This window comes from Streptococcus pseudopneumoniae, assembly GCF_001074565.1.
Classification (GTDB): Bacteria; Bacillota; Bacilli; order Lactobacillales; family Streptococcaceae; genus Streptococcus; species Streptococcus pseudopneumoniae_J.
In genome coordinates this window covers 79575-96098 of record NZ_JUQX01000059.1, presented here as the reverse complement: position 1 = coordinate 96098, position 16524 = coordinate 79575, and the positions used below count along the sequence as shown (strand labels likewise).

14 protein-coding genes are annotated in these 16524 nt (G+C 36.7%); 3 read left to right on the top strand and 11 right to left on the bottom strand.

The genetic code is table 11. The features are described 5' to 3' along the window. Positions 1–742: 742 nt before the first annotated feature. The 10 genes from ADI74_RS08865 to ADI74_RS08820 all read right to left on the bottom strand — a co-directional run bounded on the left by ADI74_RS08865 (position 743) and on the right by ADI74_RS08820 (position 12432). Positions 743–2758: an FtsX-like permease family protein gene (locus ADI74_RS08865; RefSeq protein ID WP_048791726.1), complete on the bottom strand. Its 2016-nt coding sequence runs from the start codon at positions 2756–2758 to the stop codon at positions 743–745. A 12-nt stretch (positions 2759–2770) separates the two neighbouring features. Then, positions 2771–3505: an ABC transporter ATP-binding protein gene (locus ADI74_RS08860; protein ID WP_048791727.1), complete on the bottom strand. Its 735-nt coding sequence runs from the start codon at positions 3503–3505 to the stop codon at positions 2771–2773. A gap of 269 nt (positions 3506–3774) precedes the next feature. Next, positions 3775–3951 (bottom strand): salivaricin M family lantibiotic, encoded by a 177-nt coding sequence (gene slmA / locus ADI74_RS08855; RefSeq protein WP_025172692.1) that lies wholly within the window; start codon positions 3949–3951, stop codon positions 3775–3777. Positions 3952–4037: 86 nt separating this feature from the next. Next, positions 4038–4220 carry a salivaricin M family lantibiotic gene (gene slmA / locus ADI74_RS08850; RefSeq protein WP_023396278.1) on the bottom strand — a complete coding sequence of 61 codons (183 nt, stop codon included), beginning with the start codon at positions 4218–4220 and terminating at the stop codon, positions 4038–4040. 162 nt (positions 4221–4382) lie between these two features. After that, positions 4383–4565, bottom strand: a complete 183-nt coding sequence (gene slmA / locus ADI74_RS08845; protein ID WP_016397470.1) for a salivaricin M family lantibiotic — start codon at positions 4563–4565, stop codon at positions 4383–4385. Between the two features lie 157 nt (positions 4566–4722). Next, a complete protein-coding gene (gene slmA / locus ADI74_RS08840; RefSeq protein WP_016397469.1) occupies positions 4723–4905 on the bottom strand; it encodes a salivaricin M family lantibiotic in 183 nt (60 codons plus the stop codon). 154 nt (positions 4906–5059) lie between these two features. Beyond that, positions 5060–5359 carry a DUF5966 family protein gene (locus ADI74_RS08835; RefSeq protein ID WP_048791728.1) on the bottom strand — a complete coding sequence of 100 codons (300 nt, stop codon included), beginning with the start codon at positions 5357–5359 and terminating at the stop codon, positions 5060–5062. A 13-nt stretch (positions 5360–5372) separates the two neighbouring features. Then, a complete protein-coding gene (locus tag ADI74_RS08830) occupies positions 5373–5657 on the bottom strand; it encodes a DUF5962 family protein (protein WP_048791729.1) in 285 nt (94 codons plus the stop codon). 74 nt (positions 5658–5731) lie between these two features. Next, a complete protein-coding gene (locus ADI74_RS08825) occupies positions 5732–11974 on the bottom strand; it encodes a DEAD/DEAH box helicase family protein (RefSeq protein WP_049538383.1) in 6243 nt (2080 codons plus the stop codon). 47 nt (positions 11975–12021) lie between these two features. Then, on the bottom strand, positions 12022–12432 hold the full coding sequence (locus ADI74_RS08820) for a thrombospondin type 3 repeat-containing protein (RefSeq protein ID WP_048791731.1): 411 nt from the start codon (positions 12430–12432) through the stop codon (positions 12022–12024). A 142-nt stretch (positions 12433–12574) separates the two neighbouring features. Here ADI74_RS08820 and ADI74_RS10995 point away from each other — a divergent pair, with 142 nt between their 5' ends. The 3 genes from ADI74_RS10995 to ADI74_RS08815 are packed head-to-tail and all read left to right on the top strand — an operon-like array spanning position 12575 to position 13668. Further along, positions 12575–12838: a hypothetical protein gene (locus ADI74_RS10995; RefSeq protein ID WP_152906320.1), complete on the top strand. Its 264-nt coding sequence runs from the start codon at positions 12575–12577 to the stop codon at positions 12836–12838. Between the two features lie 55 nt (positions 12839–12893). Then, positions 12894–13058: a hypothetical protein gene (locus ADI74_RS11255; RefSeq protein ID WP_000201399.1), complete on the top strand. Its 165-nt coding sequence runs from the start codon at positions 12894–12896 to the stop codon at positions 13056–13058. Between the two features lies 1 nt (position 13059). Further along, positions 13060–13668, top strand: a complete 609-nt coding sequence (locus ADI74_RS08815; RefSeq protein ID WP_049538381.1) for a hypothetical protein — start codon at positions 13060–13062, stop codon at positions 13666–13668. 34 nt (positions 13669–13702) lie between these two features. On the opposite strand, the gene ADI74_RS08810 is transcribed toward ADI74_RS08815, so the two are convergent. Beyond that, on the bottom strand, positions 13703–16516 hold the full coding sequence (locus ADI74_RS08810) for a phage tail tip lysozyme (protein ID WP_049538379.1): 2814 nt from the start codon (positions 16514–16516) through the stop codon (positions 13703–13705). Positions 16517–16524: the final 8 nt, after the last annotated feature.

Here is a 16524-nt window from a genome sequence, read left to right as displayed (position 1 = left end):
ACAATTTCCAGATACCAGGCTAGGTTCATCACTCCTGAGCCCGTCGTATTGATATACAAAAAGAAATAAGAAAGAGGCAATATTAAAGCTAATATCCACAAATTTCGTCTCTGATACTTGAGTTTACTTTTCAACTCTTCATGATATAAAATAAATAAAATCAAGGGAACAAGGTTTAAAAAGAAAGACGCAAACAAGGACAGAAAGAGAAAAATTGAAGGACTTAACAGATACGAACTAACGGTGATTAGTGTCAACACAAAGGACACACTCATCAGTTCTTCTCCTATTTTCTCTCCCAGAAAGAGAATAGACAGAGAACTATACACCAATAAAAAAGAGTTGAGCGGATGAAGGATATCAAAAAAGTGCAACAGGGTGCTCGTAACTCCTTGATTAAATATGGATTGCCAGCTAATGAGAAACATCATCAGGAGCAACCAGAGTTTCAACTCACTATAACGAAAGGTCACAATATTACAAATATAACTAAATGCAATTAAAGCAATAATCAGCAATAAAACCATCTGTAAGGAAAAATCTGTCGAAAAGTCCAGAGGAATCCTATAATAAATATAAATCATCAAAGTTAGATGATTAAAAATCGTCAACCACCACAATAAAAGTGAGTTTTTCGAGATCAATTTAACAAACTGTTTCATATGTATCCACTTCCTGAACTACTTTAATATCATTATAACACAATACCAGAATTGTCGGATAAGCAACTCTGGTATTTGACTTAATTTTCAATAATTTGCCAACTTACTCTGTAAGTCACTAGCAGGTAAAGGACAAAGAGTAAAACCGCTACTCCCAGATAGGTGATATCAATAGAAATGCTGGTATTAGCGAAATTCTCAAAATAGCCCAAAAGAGCTGTACTCAAGGCAAGTGCTAGCGGACCTGCGATAACCAGCGGAACCAAGAAATAACTTAGAATCTGTTGCAAAAGAATAGAGCGATTTTGCTTTCTCTTATTCCCAAGAAGGTATAAGATTTGATAATCATTGACACTATCCAAAGAACTTGTAGAAGTTTGAAGTGACAAGATACTGAGGGAAATAATGATAAAAATAACACTGACAAAAATCATGACAAAGACGATGACGCCCATAAATCCAAGATAAATCTCAAAAATTCTTCCTTTCGTTTGATAGGTGAACGGATTCAACTCTGTACCATCACGAGTGAAGTAGTATTTTTCAATCCACTGACTCAAGAATGTTTCTACTTTCCGCTTGTCAATATTTTCTTTGAAATTGGCAACATAGGTCATGTGGTCTTCCGTCAGTCCAATTACTACCTTATCGGGTACAATCAAGGTTCCTGTGTCATTTGTACCTACTGAAGATAAAAAGTAAACTGTTTCAAGTGGCTTGGAAGATGCAAGATTGAGAGAATGACCATTAATCGTGAGGTTTTTGGTCGTTGATAGAAAGTCCTGAATCTGCTTGGCAGTTCCTTTATAGTTGGCATTGACCAGAAATTGGTTATCTGCCAAGTCAACCGCTTTTTTCCCTTGCAGTTTGCGGAGATGATTGTAGGCAGAAATTCCTAAAATCGGTACTTTTGATTCAGGAAGTTCCTTATCATGCGCCCAAAGATTGCTAGTATCAATCAAATCTTTATAGGTTAAATCACTAGAATAGATAGGATAGCTGTACTCCTCTTTGATGAGGTTAAAGTCAAATCCATCTGCTTTCAATCTGTCTTTTACAGATTCCTGAGAAAACTGGAACTCTTGACCACGATAAAGATTGACAGATACGTCATAAGGTGAGTATTTGTTCAGCTCTCGGTTCATAGTCGTATAGGCACTACCACTAAAAACTAGTAAGCTGAGAGCCAGTGTCAAGGTCAAGGATAAGACAGCCAACGTGACCGAATTACTGTCAGCTTGTTTTGAAAATTGACGAATTTTAAAACTGTTTAGTCTGTTATAGTAGGTTTGAGGCAGTTTTCTAAGGGAAACCAAGATAAAATGGCTCAAGGTATTGTAAAATAAAATCACAAAAATCACGAAGACAGATACAAGTAAGATACCCCAGCTTTTCAAGAGTGATAGATGGTGATAGTCTGAAAAATAGAGAGCACCAAAACCGATAACAGCTGTCGAAAGAATAAAGAGAAGTGCTTGAAGAACTGGCTTGCCTTTTGCCAAGACAGATTTCTTGACCCCATTTTCTTGAATGAGTGCAATGATATTTTGCTTTCTAAAGGTAAGAATGTCCATGACACCAACAATAAAACTAGTTACCAAATAGGAATAAACTAGTAAGATGATAGACTTTATATCAAAGAAAACCAAATTACCAAAGTAATTCGCCATGAAAAACTCAGAAGCCACCTTAGCTAGAACAACCAACAAGACCAGCCCAAGCAAGAAACCTAGAATCAAGGAAAAGATATTGACCAGCATGGTTTCAAAGAACAGGGTACGGATAATCTGCTTCTTCTTCATTCCCAGCGTTGCATAAAGTCCCAGCTCTTTCTTGCGCCGTCCCAGGACAAAGTTTGTAGAATAAACGACGAGAAAGGCAATCGCCGATAGAATCAGATAGGAAAGCAAGCCCATGTACTGGCTCATCACCGTCGTTAACATTTCCTTTGCTCCTGATAAACTTTGCATCACTGGATGGCTTGGTAAAGCATTAAAAGCGTAGAGCAAGCTATAAATCAAGGTCAGACTGAAAAAATAGATGGTATAGGTCTGTAAATTTCGAAATACATTTCGTAAAATCAATTTTGGATACATACTCTCCTCCTCCTATCTGGTACGGCTGTAAATCTCTTGCAAATACTGTTCATTAGATAAGCTGTTACGTTCCAAATCATCCATAATCTTTCCATCGCTAAGTAGCACCATCCGTGAAGAGTACTTGGCTGCGGCAGGGTCATGCGTAACCAGTAAAATGGTAATACCAAAACTTTTATTGATTTCCTGCAAAAGTGCCATCAGTTTTTCAGAATTGGCAGAGTCCAAGGCTCCTGTCGGCTCATCTGCGATGATCAGTTTAGAATCATCAATCAAGGCTCTAGCAGTTGCCACACGTTGTCGTTGACCACCTGATAACTGATTAGGAAACTTATCTTTTAAGTTTTGGATGGCCAACTTATCCAAAATTTCCTCAATCTTATCCTGATGTTTTTTGATATTTTTCCCCTGAATTTGAAGAGGTAAAACGATATTTTCATAGACCGTCAAGGTTTCCACCAAGTTGTAAGCTTGGAAAATATAGGAAATGTTTTTAGCACGATAGTCAGCTAGTTCATTTTCCTTGGCATGGATGATGTCAAAATCTTCAAATCGAATCTCACCTGATGTTGGTTTATCAATCGTTGAAATACAGTTGAGGAGTGTTGTTTTTCCACTACCACTGGCCCCCATAATTGCCAGAAATTCACCTTTTTCAACGGACAAGTTCACATCTGATAAAGCATGAACGATATTATCCCCTTGACCAAATGTTTTCGTTAATGCTGTCACGATAAGCTGTTTCATCATTTCATTCCTCCGTTTCTTTTTTACACTCTCATTATACGGTTTCTTTCAAGGTTTGCCATGAGTATTTTGTGCAATATATTTACGCTATAAAAAAAGCCGATACTTTTTAGGTATCGGTCGATATTGATTATTTTCGATTGTTTCTTTTTTTCATAAAGTAAACAATCCCTATGACAATAACTCCTAAGACCACTACAGGTGCATAGAAGTCTAGTGTTCCAATAATTCCTTCCATTTTATCCTCCTCTCAAAGAATGGAGGTAGTTTTATCCACAGCGCACGTTTGGCGAAGTACATTCATAAGAATATGTAAACCACCAACCACAGCGACCCTGTACTGTTAATCTAACAGCCGTACGCCACCCTGCAGCAGATTTACCATTCAACTCTTGGCTATTAATTTCATAATCCAAAGAATCAATCTCAAAGTTGTCTTGTTTCATTTGTATTTCTCCTTGTAAATATAACACTAAATCAAAGTGTTGTCAATGTTTTGTAATAAAATACTAGAATTTACCTTTTGTTTTATCTAACAACGAACATTATTTGTCGTACACTCATAGGAACAGGTGAAACACAATCCACAGCGACCTGCTAGTGTCATTTTAAAAGCTGTGTACCACCAGCCAGATCCTGAGGTACCATTGAGTTCCTGATTGTCAATTTCAAATTCAAGCGTATCAATCTCAGTATTTACTTTTTTACTTTTCATAATTTTACTCCGTAAATTTCTTTCGTTCCGTTTATATTTTCCATAAACCTTGTATATAGTCCTTCAGTCTACTCTCAAACCAAAGGACTAAAACAAGTTTCAAATTGAAAAATGAATCCTATAGAAACAAATCTACATCAAACTTTTTAGTAGTGAGAAAAACTAGCCACACTTCACATTATTTGATGTACATTCATAAGATCCTGTAAACCAACGTCCACAACGTCCTGCTAATGTAAGTTGAACAGCTGTAAACCAACCAGAACCTGATTTACCAGAAAGCTCTTGGTTTTTTACTTCAAAATCAAGTGTATCAATTTCTTTATGATTGTTATTTTTTCTCATTTTCTTCTACTCCTACTCACTATGGTTTAAACCTAGTTCTATACTCTCCAAAGAAAATGAAAATTTAAGTAAAAGAATCATTAAAAACAGTTTAATTTCTACAAAGTTATATTAACTTAAAATTTCATTTTCAAATTGATGAGTATCGAAATCTAGGCTATCCGCATTTCACATTATTCGTTGTGCATTCGAAAGAGCCTGTGAACCAGCGTCCACAACGTCCCGCCAATGTAAGTTGAACAGCTGTAAACCAACCAGAACCTGATTTACCGGAAAGTTCTTGGTTTTCAACCTCGAAACTTAGTGAATCAATCTCTGGACGACTTGTATTTTTAGGCATAAGGTTACCTCCTTCCTTCTTTTAGATGATCATCTTTACAGTAACTAGTATAAACTCTAGTATTGGCTAAGTAATGAGTAAATCGTGCAAGTTTCTTATTTTCGAGAAAAATTTTTATAGTGCCCAATTAAAAAGTAGCTGAACAATCTCTTGCTCAGCTACTTTTTAATCTTCTTGTCCAACTAATGATTTTCAAAACACCACATACAAGCAAGGCTAGATTAAATACCACATAAAATCCTGTAAAACTGATCAGACCATTCTGGGATAAATCTTCCATATAAAGGGTCGGTTCAGTAAAGAACAGATAAATTCCATAGACTTCTATGAAAATAAGAAAACTGACAAAACCAATAAGGAAAAGTCCACTTGCAATAAGAAAGAGTCTCCATAAAAGAATGAGAATTCCTCCTACTGCTAAAAAAATTACTGGGATAAGGAGTAAATCTTTCATGACTTTCTCCTTTCTAGTCAATCAACTGACGATAATGGGTGGCAAGAGAATAATCAAACTCTTCTAATTTTTGAACTAAGACCAAATACTCCTCTTTCTCATAATCTTCAAAGTCCTCGCCTCGATGATTCTGAAGAGCGATTTCCAATTGACTAGTGAGTTCTTGTTTAGAAAAACTGTAATCCCCTGTCACTTCCTCATAATGTTCCTTTAGCTCCTTGTAGGCTTGGTATTCTTCAGGTGTTTGAAATCCCTGTACCAAGGCCTCTTCCAATTGATAATAGGTATCTTCCATCATAATCGTCACCTCGTTTCTTTCTATCTTTATTTTACCGCGCTTTTCTTTTCTTGTCCGCTATTTATATATATTTTTTAATCCAATTCAAAAGAAAGTTGTTCTTGCTTTTCTTTTTCTTTTTCGTGGAATTGTCTTAAGGCCTGATCAATAATATCTAAATCCGTTTCTGTTTCAATCAATGGCGCGAGTACATTGTATTCGGCCTTTTTAGTTTGATAATCCTCTTCCTTTGGAAAATTTTTCTCAATTTCAACTTTAGCAGTAGTCCATTTATCCTTTAATTCATCCAATAAGTTCTGAGTTTTCACTTGGTCCTCTTTAATGTGATCAATCGTATGTTGGAGCCTTTGAATTGTCCCCAAAGGAGAATACAAATCTAAACTGACAGAATACAGATTTTCTCCTACAATCTTAACAGAGAAAGTTTCAGGAAGAGGTTGATTTGTTGGAAGACTAAGCATTTTAATGTCAAATCCTCGATAACTGGCTAGGGTACGAAATTCTTTGCTGTCTGATTGATTATGACGGATAAGACGGTGTAGGGATTCCCCTGCTTCAGCTCGTTGATCAAAAAATTGCTTGCCTACTGTCATAGAAAATGCTTGGTCTTTCGACATTTCAGACTGTTGAATGTCGCCTTCATACTTGCTTAATCGTTTCTCAAGAATGGGCATATTTTCTTCACAGTAGGAGATTGTATGACGATAGTGATCCTTGCTGCGTTGAAAGGCGCGTCTTTGATTTTCTAATAGGGTTAGATCATTCTCTAGTTCCATCTTATATTTGAGATAAGGATTACCTGTTGCTAGTGCCTTAAAATCAGAAGCTGTCATGGTCTGCTCATCAATGTCTTCTGCAGCACGAATCGGCTCCTTAGAAGTCATAATCTGCTTAATATAACGGAGTTTGTTCTCCTGAGTTGCCCATAGATAATTATCAAATGAACCTTTTGTAATGTAGTGGTAAATATCCACTTCCTTGTTTTCATTTCCCTGTCGGATAATACGTCCATTGCGTTGCTGAATGTCACTTGGTCTCCACGGTACATCCAGGTGATGAACTGCTTTCATCTTGCTCTGAACATTTAAACCTGTTCCTCCTTTTTCAGTTGAGGCAAGGAGAATCCGCACCTCTCCTGCATTAACCTTTCGAGATAAACTATTCTTCTTTTCATCACTATTGGCATCATGTACAAAGGCAATTTCTTTACTAGGGATTCCTCTATCAACTAATAAAGCCTTCATTTCAGAATAAACATCAAAGCCATTATCTTTTTTCTTAGGTGTGCCAATATCTGAAAAAATCATCTGAGTAGCCTTATTTTCCATTCCTTCACGATAAATTCTCTCAACATTATCCACTACCTGAAGCAGTTTATGATTGTCTGCTAGACTATAACTAGAGTCCAATAAACGCATATCAATTGCTAGTTTTCGTGCCTCACCCGTAATTTTTAACATGTTATCCTGGCTCGGATCAACTGTTCCACATTTGACCGAATCTGACCTCATAACCAATTCTTCTAAATAGAGTTTCTGATTTTCAGTTAACTCACTCTCAATAGGAATAATATGGGCTTCTGGGACAGGTAAATCCAACATATCTTGTGTTTGAATGTCGGCTGTTTCTTTATAGATTTTCATCAACTCAGGAAGATTGACAAATTTTTTAAATCGCTTCTTAGGTTGGTACTTATCCCCTGTAGGAGCTAATTCCATAGAGTTTTGAATTTCTCCAAAAGCACCTACCCAAGAGTCAAAATAATCAACTTGATAGCGTTTTAAGATATCTGGTTGAATGTAGTTCATCATAGTGTAGAGCTCACTAATAGAATTGGAAACTGGTGTTCCTGTCGCAAAGACAATGTTTTTAAAATCATGTTCTTCCTGAATCTGTCGAACCTTCATTTCCATATCCACATTCTTCTTAGACGTTGTATTGGTAATCCCTGCTACATTTCCAAGTCCAGTAATCGGACGTATATTTTTAAAGTGATGTGCTTCATCCACAAAAAGAAAATCAATTCCTAAGTTTTCAAAATCAATAAAGCTATCACGATTGAAGCGTTGGAGTTCTTCCAATTGTCTCTCTAAACCACTAATTGATTGTTCCGCTTCTTTAACGGTATACTTATTTTCAGAATGTGTTTTAATCTCTCGTAGTTCATTGAGTTTATCCTCAATATAGTTCATCTGTCTTTCCTTACTGACAGGGATTTTTTCAAATTGAGAATCCCCAATGACAATGGCATCGTAATCTCCTGTAATAATACGTGACACAAATTGTTTTCTTCTCGCCTTCACAAAATCTTTCTTAGTGGTCACAAAGACCTTTTTAGTAGGGAAAAATTTCATGATTTCTTGACCAAATTGAGCAGACAAACTAGAGGGCACTACATACAAGGGCTTATGAACCATCCCCAACTCCCTTAATTTAAACCCAGCACCAAGCATGGTCAAGGTCTTTCCTGAACCTACCTCGTGAGCTAATAAGGCTCTTTTTTCTTCTACGATTCTTTGAATGGCATTCTCTTGGTGAGGACGAAGACTAATGTTTTGAGCCAAGCCATCAATAACTAAATGGCTACCGTCATACTCTCGACTAACCGTTCGATTATAAAGACGATTGTAGCTTTCCTCAATGATTTGTTGGACTTCTGGATACCGTGAGACAAATTCTTGAAAGAGCTCTTGTAAATGCTGCTCTTTTGCTCTTAGAACAGAGGTTTTTTCCAAATCTGTGATGGTCTTTTTCTTTTCTCCTTCCGTAACAGTCATGGTAATCGTCGGTTGGTTCGAATTAAGTAAATTCTCAAAGATCTTTCTTCCTGTATCATAACGTGACCCGCTAACTCCAAGACTACTATCTTTGGCACTTGGATATTGATAAGCAAATGATGTCCTTAAGTGAACCTGGCCATCGACAGGATTCACTTCAATGACTTGTTCAACATCTGGCGAAGACAATTCAAATTCATGATTGGTAAAACATTCAAAGGCAAATTTACCATAAACGGATTGAGGAATCCAACGTGAGCCTATATTAAACTCAATATCTGCCAGATGAATCCGTGGAGGACGGACAGATTCTAACAAATCTAAAGCATGGCTCCAATCACATTCTTGATTGTTTTCCTCTACTAACAGTTGAACTACTTCTATCTTATTGAGAATGTCTCCTGATAAAAACTGGTTCTTAGAAAGATATTTTCTTTCTCCTCTTAAATAGCTTTCTGGATCCATTAAAACCTGATCCCCTAACTCATCTAAAATAGCTGCTTGGCTATGTTCAGGGTAAATTGATACCATATAGTCTAAATCAACCCCTCTACCATCCGATAAACTGGAGTTTAAGGCATCTAAAGCCGTTGATACTCTTGTAATCACTCTCTCGGGCCTAACCAATGCTTTCTCAAAGGCTAAAGATTTTTTATATTTTACTTTCTGACTTTTAGAATCAATGTATTCATCTTCTAAACTAGCTAGTAAGGAATACTTATCGTCACTATCAAATAAGTTCCGATTAACGGAGGCATTCAAGTATCCAAATTGACTTACAAAATGGTCATAGTCACGATTGAGTTTACTAAGTAATACCTGAAAATCAGACCGACTATAATCTGGATGACGTTGAATTTCAATTAAGGCCTGATAGGTCTCTCTTAGATCAACCATTCCCCTAATGCGACTAATGTCCTTATCCGATAAGGGACTTTCATAAAAGACAGTCTTTTTGAACAGTCCCTTATATTTCCCTCTTTTGCTCGCTTCTTCTGACTTGTATACATCTAGTGCTTCCTCATCTGTCAAATGAAGTTGCACGAATCGATCTATTTTATGTTCAGACAAAGAACTGTCCCAGGCTTTAAATTCTCCCTTCTCGTCTACATAATAACTAATTTCGTCTACTTTTGAACTTTTCCGAATGCCATGCGTATCTCGATAATAAATTTGATTTCCCTCATATCCAAAAGAATAGAGCGCTAAGTCCTCACGTATACGACTTGGGATAGAATTATCCACTTCTTCTTGGATAAATACAGGTGCTTTCAAAGAATTGTCAATTTGTTTATGTGCTTCCACATTCTCTAATGCTTTCATTATATCAGTAGATAATGTTTCTGATACCCCCTTAACATTGAGGGTTCCTCCATTAAAATTACGTACCTCATATTCACCCAAAACTTGTGTATTGTATTTCCCATCAAAATAAGGATTAATCCAGACACGCTTATCCTCCTCAAATGGAATAGAGCCACTAAAAACAAGTTCCTCCTCATTAAGATTCTTTGCTTGATCCTTTTGAAAGAAGAGGAGGTCTGTGGTTACTCGAGTACCTGCAATCTTTTTAAAAGCCGTATCCGGCAAACGTACTCCCCCTAAAAAATGAGTGTTGGTTTTAATCTCTTGTAAGACATTATCTGTCCGCTTATCCATTGTCCCGATAGATGAGATGATCGACACTTGTCCTCCGTCTCTTACTAAATCAAGTGAGTGTTTGACAAAGTAATCATGAATCATATAAGGTTTATCATAGTTTTTATCGGCAATGCGAAAATTTCCAAAAGGAACATTCGTTAAGACTAAATCAAAACTATTATTTTGATAGGGAACTTCCTCAAATCCTCGCACTTCAATATGGGTATTGGGGTGGAGTTGTTTTGCGATTGCGCCTGTCACACTGTCTAATTCAACCCCATAGAGTTCTGATTTCTCTCGTATACTTCTAGGCATAGCTGCAAAAAAATTTCCAGTCCCCATAGAAGGATCTAGTATCCTTCCTCCTTCAAAACCATCATCCAGTAATTTTTGCCAAATCTGGCGAATAATCATTGGGTCTGTATAATAGGCTGTGAGGGAACTTTGTTTCACAGTGGAGTATTCTGACTTACTTACTAAACTCTTGAGAGTTAAACGCTCTGATTCATACTTTGGATTGAGTTCATCAAAAAATTCATTGGCAAGACCACCCCATCCAACATACTTGGCTAGTAGTTCTTGTTCTTCTGGACTTGCTTGTCGTCCCTCTTTTTCTAATCTTTTAACAAGATCAATTGCGGCGATATTCGTTTCAATTTTTTCTCGATTTGTCTTAGGGTAAAAGTCCTCTAAATCATCTGGAAAAACAAAATCTTGAACGGGTACATCCGTCTCTTCCATATCTGAAATAAGCGTTTCTGTTTCCTTATCCTTATCTTTTTCCTTTTCATTTTCATTTTCATTTTCATTTTCTTCTTCCAGATAGGAAAACAAATCTATTTCCTGACTTTCACTTGATGAATCAATCTCAATCTCTGAATCTTCTTTTTCAAGTTCTACGAAAGACAATACTTGTTCAATCTCTTCCAAACTGTTCAAGTATAAGATAGGATTCTCTTCAAATAACTGGTTGGAATCATTGAATAACTCTAATCGAACTAAGTCATTTAAGTGTGCATTTTCAATCGAAACCAACTGAAATACTTGTCCTTTATAACTTACTTGTGAACCGATTGGATATTCCCTCAAAGCTTCTTCTACAATTTTATCGACATTAGAAAAGGAGTTAGTTTCTTCCGTTTCCTGCTCAATATCACTTGAAGGAGATAAAACTTCCTCTACTTGATTAGACTTTTCGCTTTTAGCTTTTACTTCATCAAAATGAGTAATTATCTTCAGCTTTTGTGTCAGTGGGAGTTGTGTGTAGTTTTCTTCATGATGGACAAGATCCGTAACGGTATCTAAAGTAGCCATCAATTCTGAACCTAAATAGGCTAGAACATCTCCCTCTTTTTCTTCAAAATGAATCTCAAGAACCTCTTTTTTTAGTTCTTTGGAATCAACCATTAGAAGAAACTCCTCTATATCTCTACTAATGCGGTCAGATAGATTATTCGCAACCCGATAGACATTGACTAAATTGACATCCTGATTCTGATGAAATACAAGCTCACTCAATGGTGTTAGCTTCTCTTTTTCAGATTGGATGTAAAATCGAGTGAAAAGATTATAGGTTGCGACTTCTAGCACCAAGTTTTTCTCAAAATTACTTAATTGAGATAATCTACTTAGACCTGCTTGTCCAAAATTTCTTGTGTAACTTTCTAAATCTTGGTCATTATTTTCAGAACTGGCCTCTAGGAAAGAAATAATATCTTGATGAAACGAATAGACATGAGGTATCTCTTCTATCTTGCCCTCTTCAGTCAAAAAACTCTCTACCAAATCCTGCCATTTCTTATCAAAATGTTGCGCTTGATAACGAAGAAATAAGTCCATTTTCTCTCTATCTTTTGGAATTGTTCCACGAAACATAGCCAATAATTGTATTACTTCCATACTCGCTCCTTTCATCTATACGAAAATAGGAGAATCACATGATTCCCCTACAACTCTATCTCCATTTCAACCTCTTGAGGACTGGTTTCTAAATCACTAGATAAAAGAGAAACGGCATCCGTTCTCATGTAGTATGTATATAAGTCTTCTAGGTCTTGTTGGTTTTCAATCCCTGTTTCAATACTAATCAGAGCCTGTATAAATTCCTTGTAGTGACTCTCCATCATATCTGAAATCTTTTGTTTCATTTCCATAAATACTGAGGACGGTTCAGTGATACTTGTTTGGCCTATGTCTTGTAAATCCTTTTCTAAGGGATTGGTTCCTTCTTCTATTTCCACTAAATCTGAACATCCATCACCATCAGAATCTGCGCTAAGAGGATTGGTTCCTAGCGCCAATTCTTGAGCATCAGTTAATCCATCTTGATCCGAATCACGTTGATAAATGGCTTCCATATACTTCCTTCTTTCCTAGTTAATCTTTTTTCACTCCAATCCTACCAAATAATCCTTGAAAGAAGTATCACAACAAAAAAAGAGAACGAGCCAAAACTGCGTTCTCCTTAAAATGATAAAACATTATTATCAAAGTAAAAAGATGACTTACAGAACCTGTAAGCCACCTAGTCAGTCGGTTTATTCTGGTGTCTGCCACCGCTTGGCCCTTACGTCCAAGATAGCTATCGGATTTCGTTCTGGTGTCCGCCACCGCTTGGCCCTTATGTCCAAGATTACTATCAGATTGACCATGAGCCGACCACTCATCTACACCATTATTCTAACGAATATGATCTACAAACGCAAGAGAAAAACTTATTTTGGATTTATACACTATAAAAAACATACACTATCTTCAGATTGAACTTTTGTTCAAAATAAGCTATAATGAATTTAAGTAGAAACAGGAGGTAGAACAAATGGCTACAATCAGTTTAACACGTGATATAAAACTAACAAACGAAGATGCTCTAAAAATTCTTAATCATAAACCATCTAAAAAGCTACAAGCCGTCTTGAAATCTATTGAATCACAGGACGCTACCGCTCCAACGAAAAATAAACTCATTTCAAAGTATCTGTAAGATGACAATTCAAGTAACACCACTTAAGCAATATCTTGAAAATATTCAAGTGCTAGCTCCTGATAAAACTGAGAAACAAGTTCAGGAGCTATTTAAAACTATCATTTTAGAAAATGTTGATTTCAACGGTAATGGAGAGATGTTGACTTATCTATCTGATAAAGCCCCCAATTTTGAAAAACAACATCGGTCTCGTAATTTTATCGTTGAAGAAACTGAAACAAATAACATCATAGGATTCTTTAGTTTATCTCTCAAAGTTGTTGATATTTCTGATTTAGAGAAATCCTTAAAAAAGAAACTCGTCCTAAAAGGGAAAAGTCCCAAAAATATTGATTATCTCCCTGTGTTACTTATCGGTCAATTCGGCAAAAACACAAAGCTAAATAAACTATCAGGACAAGAGTTATTTGAAATTGTAATTCAAAAAATTGAAGAATTTCGAGCAATTGTAGGAACTCAGATGGTATTTTTAGATAGTATCAATCATCCTAAAGTCATTCAATTTTATGAACAGTTCGGATTTGTTGCTTACAGTCAATTGATTAAAGACGATCATCAAGTAACTTATCAGCCTATGGCATTAAATATGTCACTATATAAAAAATAAGAATCATGTCACCTAAACTGATGACATGATTCTTTTATTTCGTTGTATAGGCAAAACTGATGGCACTATCTGCTTGAGAGATTTTTCTAAAGGTATAGTTAGGGTTGCCACCATAGTTGGTTTCAGACACAAGGAAAGAACCGTCATCATATACTTTCTCGACAAAAGCCACATGACCGTAGATGGCTGGTGTGCCATGTGTACCTCCCACAAAAGAAACAATGGCACCTGCTCTTGGTGTGGAACCCGTTTCTCCACCAAGACTTGAAGCTGTCGCAACCCAGTCCTGACCATTTCCCATGGTATTAATGATTGAAATCTTCTCTCCGTTTCTACCTTTTAGCTTTAATCCTAACTGGTTCATACGAGCCGCAACACCCCATGTACATTGTCCATAGGCATAGGCCATACCATCTCCACCACCAGGAACAGAATGATCATACAAGTCCCCACGAACCCCTTCAAGGGATTGTGGGTCACTTTTTGCCTGTCCTCCATTTGTTTGACTAAAGCCTTTTTCAATTTGATAATACCATTCCGTTGCTCTAGTTTGTCTTTCCAGTAGTTTGTCACCAGAATTTCCCTCCCAATAGGTGAGGAAGAGTTGGGCGAGATTGGCTGCACTACCCGTATTTCCAAAGAAATCCTTTAACCAACTTTGATAGTAAGGACTATCCCCATGAAGCATAAAATCAAGTTGGAGGTCTAAATCATACCACTTCTTATTTTTGCTATGTGCATAATTTAATAAAGCCGTATGACGTGTTGACCCATCTGCAGTATCCGTCCATTGACCTAATCCCAAACCTCTATGAAGAATATTAGGATAAGCACCTCCATAAATGGCTGGACCTCCAATTGCTAACCAGCTTTCATCATCCCATGAGAAATCGGTAGCGCCAACTGGAGGAGATAAATAATCTCCCTCAGCTCGTTTAGGATTGATAGAAGACTCTACCGACCAATTTCCTAAAATTGCCGCAATGGCTTGGGGACTTGCCCCTTGAGATTTCAAAAACTCATAAATATGTTTCGCTCGTTCAAACTCATCCCCACCAAACTGACCAATGGCAGGTAAGATAGTTGTCTGAAGTTGAATGACCTTTGGAAAATAAAATTGCGGATTGACATACACCAATTTTTCTTTCTTGTTCTTATACTTTTGATAGGAAACTTTCAAACCTGTATCGTCTGGTGTTTCACCAATAATATCACCCGTTAGGACTCTTGTCCCCTCAATCGCACGGCCATTATGAATAGAATACAAGGTCAATCGACTCTCATTCTCTCCTTTTCCGTTAGTAAGAATAACATTGTCGCCATCTAGAGATACAACTCCATCCATTGGTGCAACAATCGTTTGATGAGCCTTCGCTTCTAGTAGAATGTACTCCTGAAGGGTAGGTTTTCCGTCTAAATCATAGTATCCATAACGATAAGTCATGGTTAGACTATCTTCGTTGCTTTGTCCCTCAAATGGATTGTCCAATTCCTGCATGGAAGCATACACACCCTCTTCTTTTAGTTCCTTCATTTCTTCTTGATCGTCTTTCGATAGTTTATACTTAGGAGTTTCATAGAGGTCTTGCATGGATTTCAAATCTTCCCCATCGTTTAAATCATGCCACAAAGTAGACAGATAATCCTTGTAAGTTTCTGAACTAAATAAGTGAACTGGTTTGTGTAACTCATAGTCATGGAATTTAAAGTTCATATATCCCATCACATCATCAACTTTTGTGTAATAGGTAATGCCTTTGTCATTTGTACGAGTATGTTCTGCGTCTTCCCAAGTTAGGTGGGTATAAGCTTTTGTTAATTCAAATTCATCTTGTTGAATCAAACTAGCAGATGAAAATCCTAAAAAGAAGCTCATCATAAGTAAGAGAAGAAAAACTAATCCTCCAACTCTCCAGGTTACAGGATTTCCAGCCGCAAATGTAAAGAAGGAAAAGGCTGCTTTTAGTTTTTGATAGATATTTCGGACACTTGTAAGACCTTGTTTCTTTAATTTTCGAAACTGATTTTTAAAGGAGCTTGGATTATCTTTCGCTAGTTTCCATCCTTTTCCATCCTTAAAATGATGGTATCGCTCTTTTGTGTTGGTCAGTCTTTTCTTGGTAAAACGACCTGTTGCTTGTCCTGTTTTGACACTAGCTTTCCCAATGTTATAAGAAAGCCGACTGTAGCGTTTCCCTTTTCTAATGGTCTCTTGTAGAGTGCGATAACCTTCTAAATCTTCATTTTCTGAAGCTAACTCTCCACCTTCACGTCCAAGGACATAAAGAAAAGTTTTGGCTTTCCTACTGACTTTTTTGGACTTATAGGCTTGTTTAGTAGATTTTAGATTCTCTTTTGCGGCCTTGACTTCTTTCTTAGCTTTTAATTCTTCTAAACTCTTCCCTTGAAAGAAAAAATTAGATTTATGTTTCGATTCCTGACCGTAGAGAAATTTTTGATTGGTTTTTCTTTCTTTACGACTCTCTTTTCTTTCTTCTTTTGCTTCTACCTTGGCTTCTCTAAATTGCTTCTTGGCTATTTTCAATCGTTTCCTAGCATGAGGCAATCGTCTGTCTCTTAATTCTTTACGAGTCAAAAGAGATGGAGGACTATTTTGAAGAATATGATTGTAGTCTTCATTTGCTTGTTTTACTCTCTCCTTTGAAGCTTCTCTCATCTCCTCTAACTTTTGCTTTATCTCTTTTTTCCATGCTTTTTCATCCAGTACAGCGGAATCTTTTTTCTGTTTTCTCACCTCCTTCTTTCCTTTTTTCAAGAATTTCTTCTCATCTTTTAGACTTCTTCTAAATGCCTTTCGGGCACGTATGATTTCTCTCTTATCCTTCATTTACCTTC

Coding starts and splice junctions, on each gene's coding strand:
- ADI74_RS08865 (WP_048791726.1), bottom strand. CDS start 2,758: ATGTATCCAAAATTGATTTTACGAAATGTATTTCGAAATTTACAGACC.
- ADI74_RS08860 (WP_048791727.1), bottom strand. CDS start 3,505: ATGAAACAGCTTATCGTGACAGCATTAACGAAAACATTTGGTCAAGGG.
- slmA (WP_025172692.1), bottom strand. CDS start 3,951: ATGAAACAAGACAACTTTGAGATTGATTCTTTGGATTATGAAATTAAT.
- slmA (WP_023396278.1), bottom strand. CDS start 4,220: ATGAAAAGTAAAAAAGTAAATACTGAGATTGATACGCTTGAATTTGAA.
- slmA (WP_016397470.1), bottom strand. CDS start 4,565: ATGAGAAAAAATAACAATCATAAAGAAATTGATACACTTGATTTTGAA.
- slmA (WP_016397469.1), bottom strand. CDS start 4,905: ATGCCTAAAAATACAAGTCGTCCAGAGATTGATTCACTAAGTTTCGAG.
- ADI74_RS08835 (WP_048791728.1), bottom strand. CDS start 5,359: ATGAAAGATTTACTCCTTATCCCAGTAATTTTTTTAGCAGTAGGAGGA.
- ADI74_RS08830 (WP_048791729.1), bottom strand. CDS start 5,657: ATGATGGAAGATACCTATTATCAATTGGAAGAGGCCTTGGTACAGGGA.
- ADI74_RS08825 (WP_049538383.1), bottom strand. CDS start 11,974: ATGGAAGTAATACAATTATTGGCTATGTTTCGTGGAACAATTCCAAAA.
- ADI74_RS08820 (WP_048791731.1), bottom strand. CDS start 12,432: ATGGAAGCCATTTATCAACGTGATTCGGATCAAGATGGATTAACTGAT.
- ADI74_RS10995 (WP_152906320.1), top strand. CDS start 12,575: ATGACTTACAGAACCTGTAAGCCACCTAGTCAGTCGGTTTATTCTGGT.
- ADI74_RS11255 (WP_000201399.1), top strand. CDS start 12,894: ATGGCTACAATCAGTTTAACACGTGATATAAAACTAACAAACGAAGAT.
- ADI74_RS08815 (WP_049538381.1), top strand. CDS start 13,060: ATGACAATTCAAGTAACACCACTTAAGCAATATCTTGAAAATATTCAA.
- ADI74_RS08810 (WP_049538379.1), bottom strand. CDS start 16,516: ATGAAGGATAAGAGAGAAATCATACGTGCCCGAAAGGCATTTAGAAGA.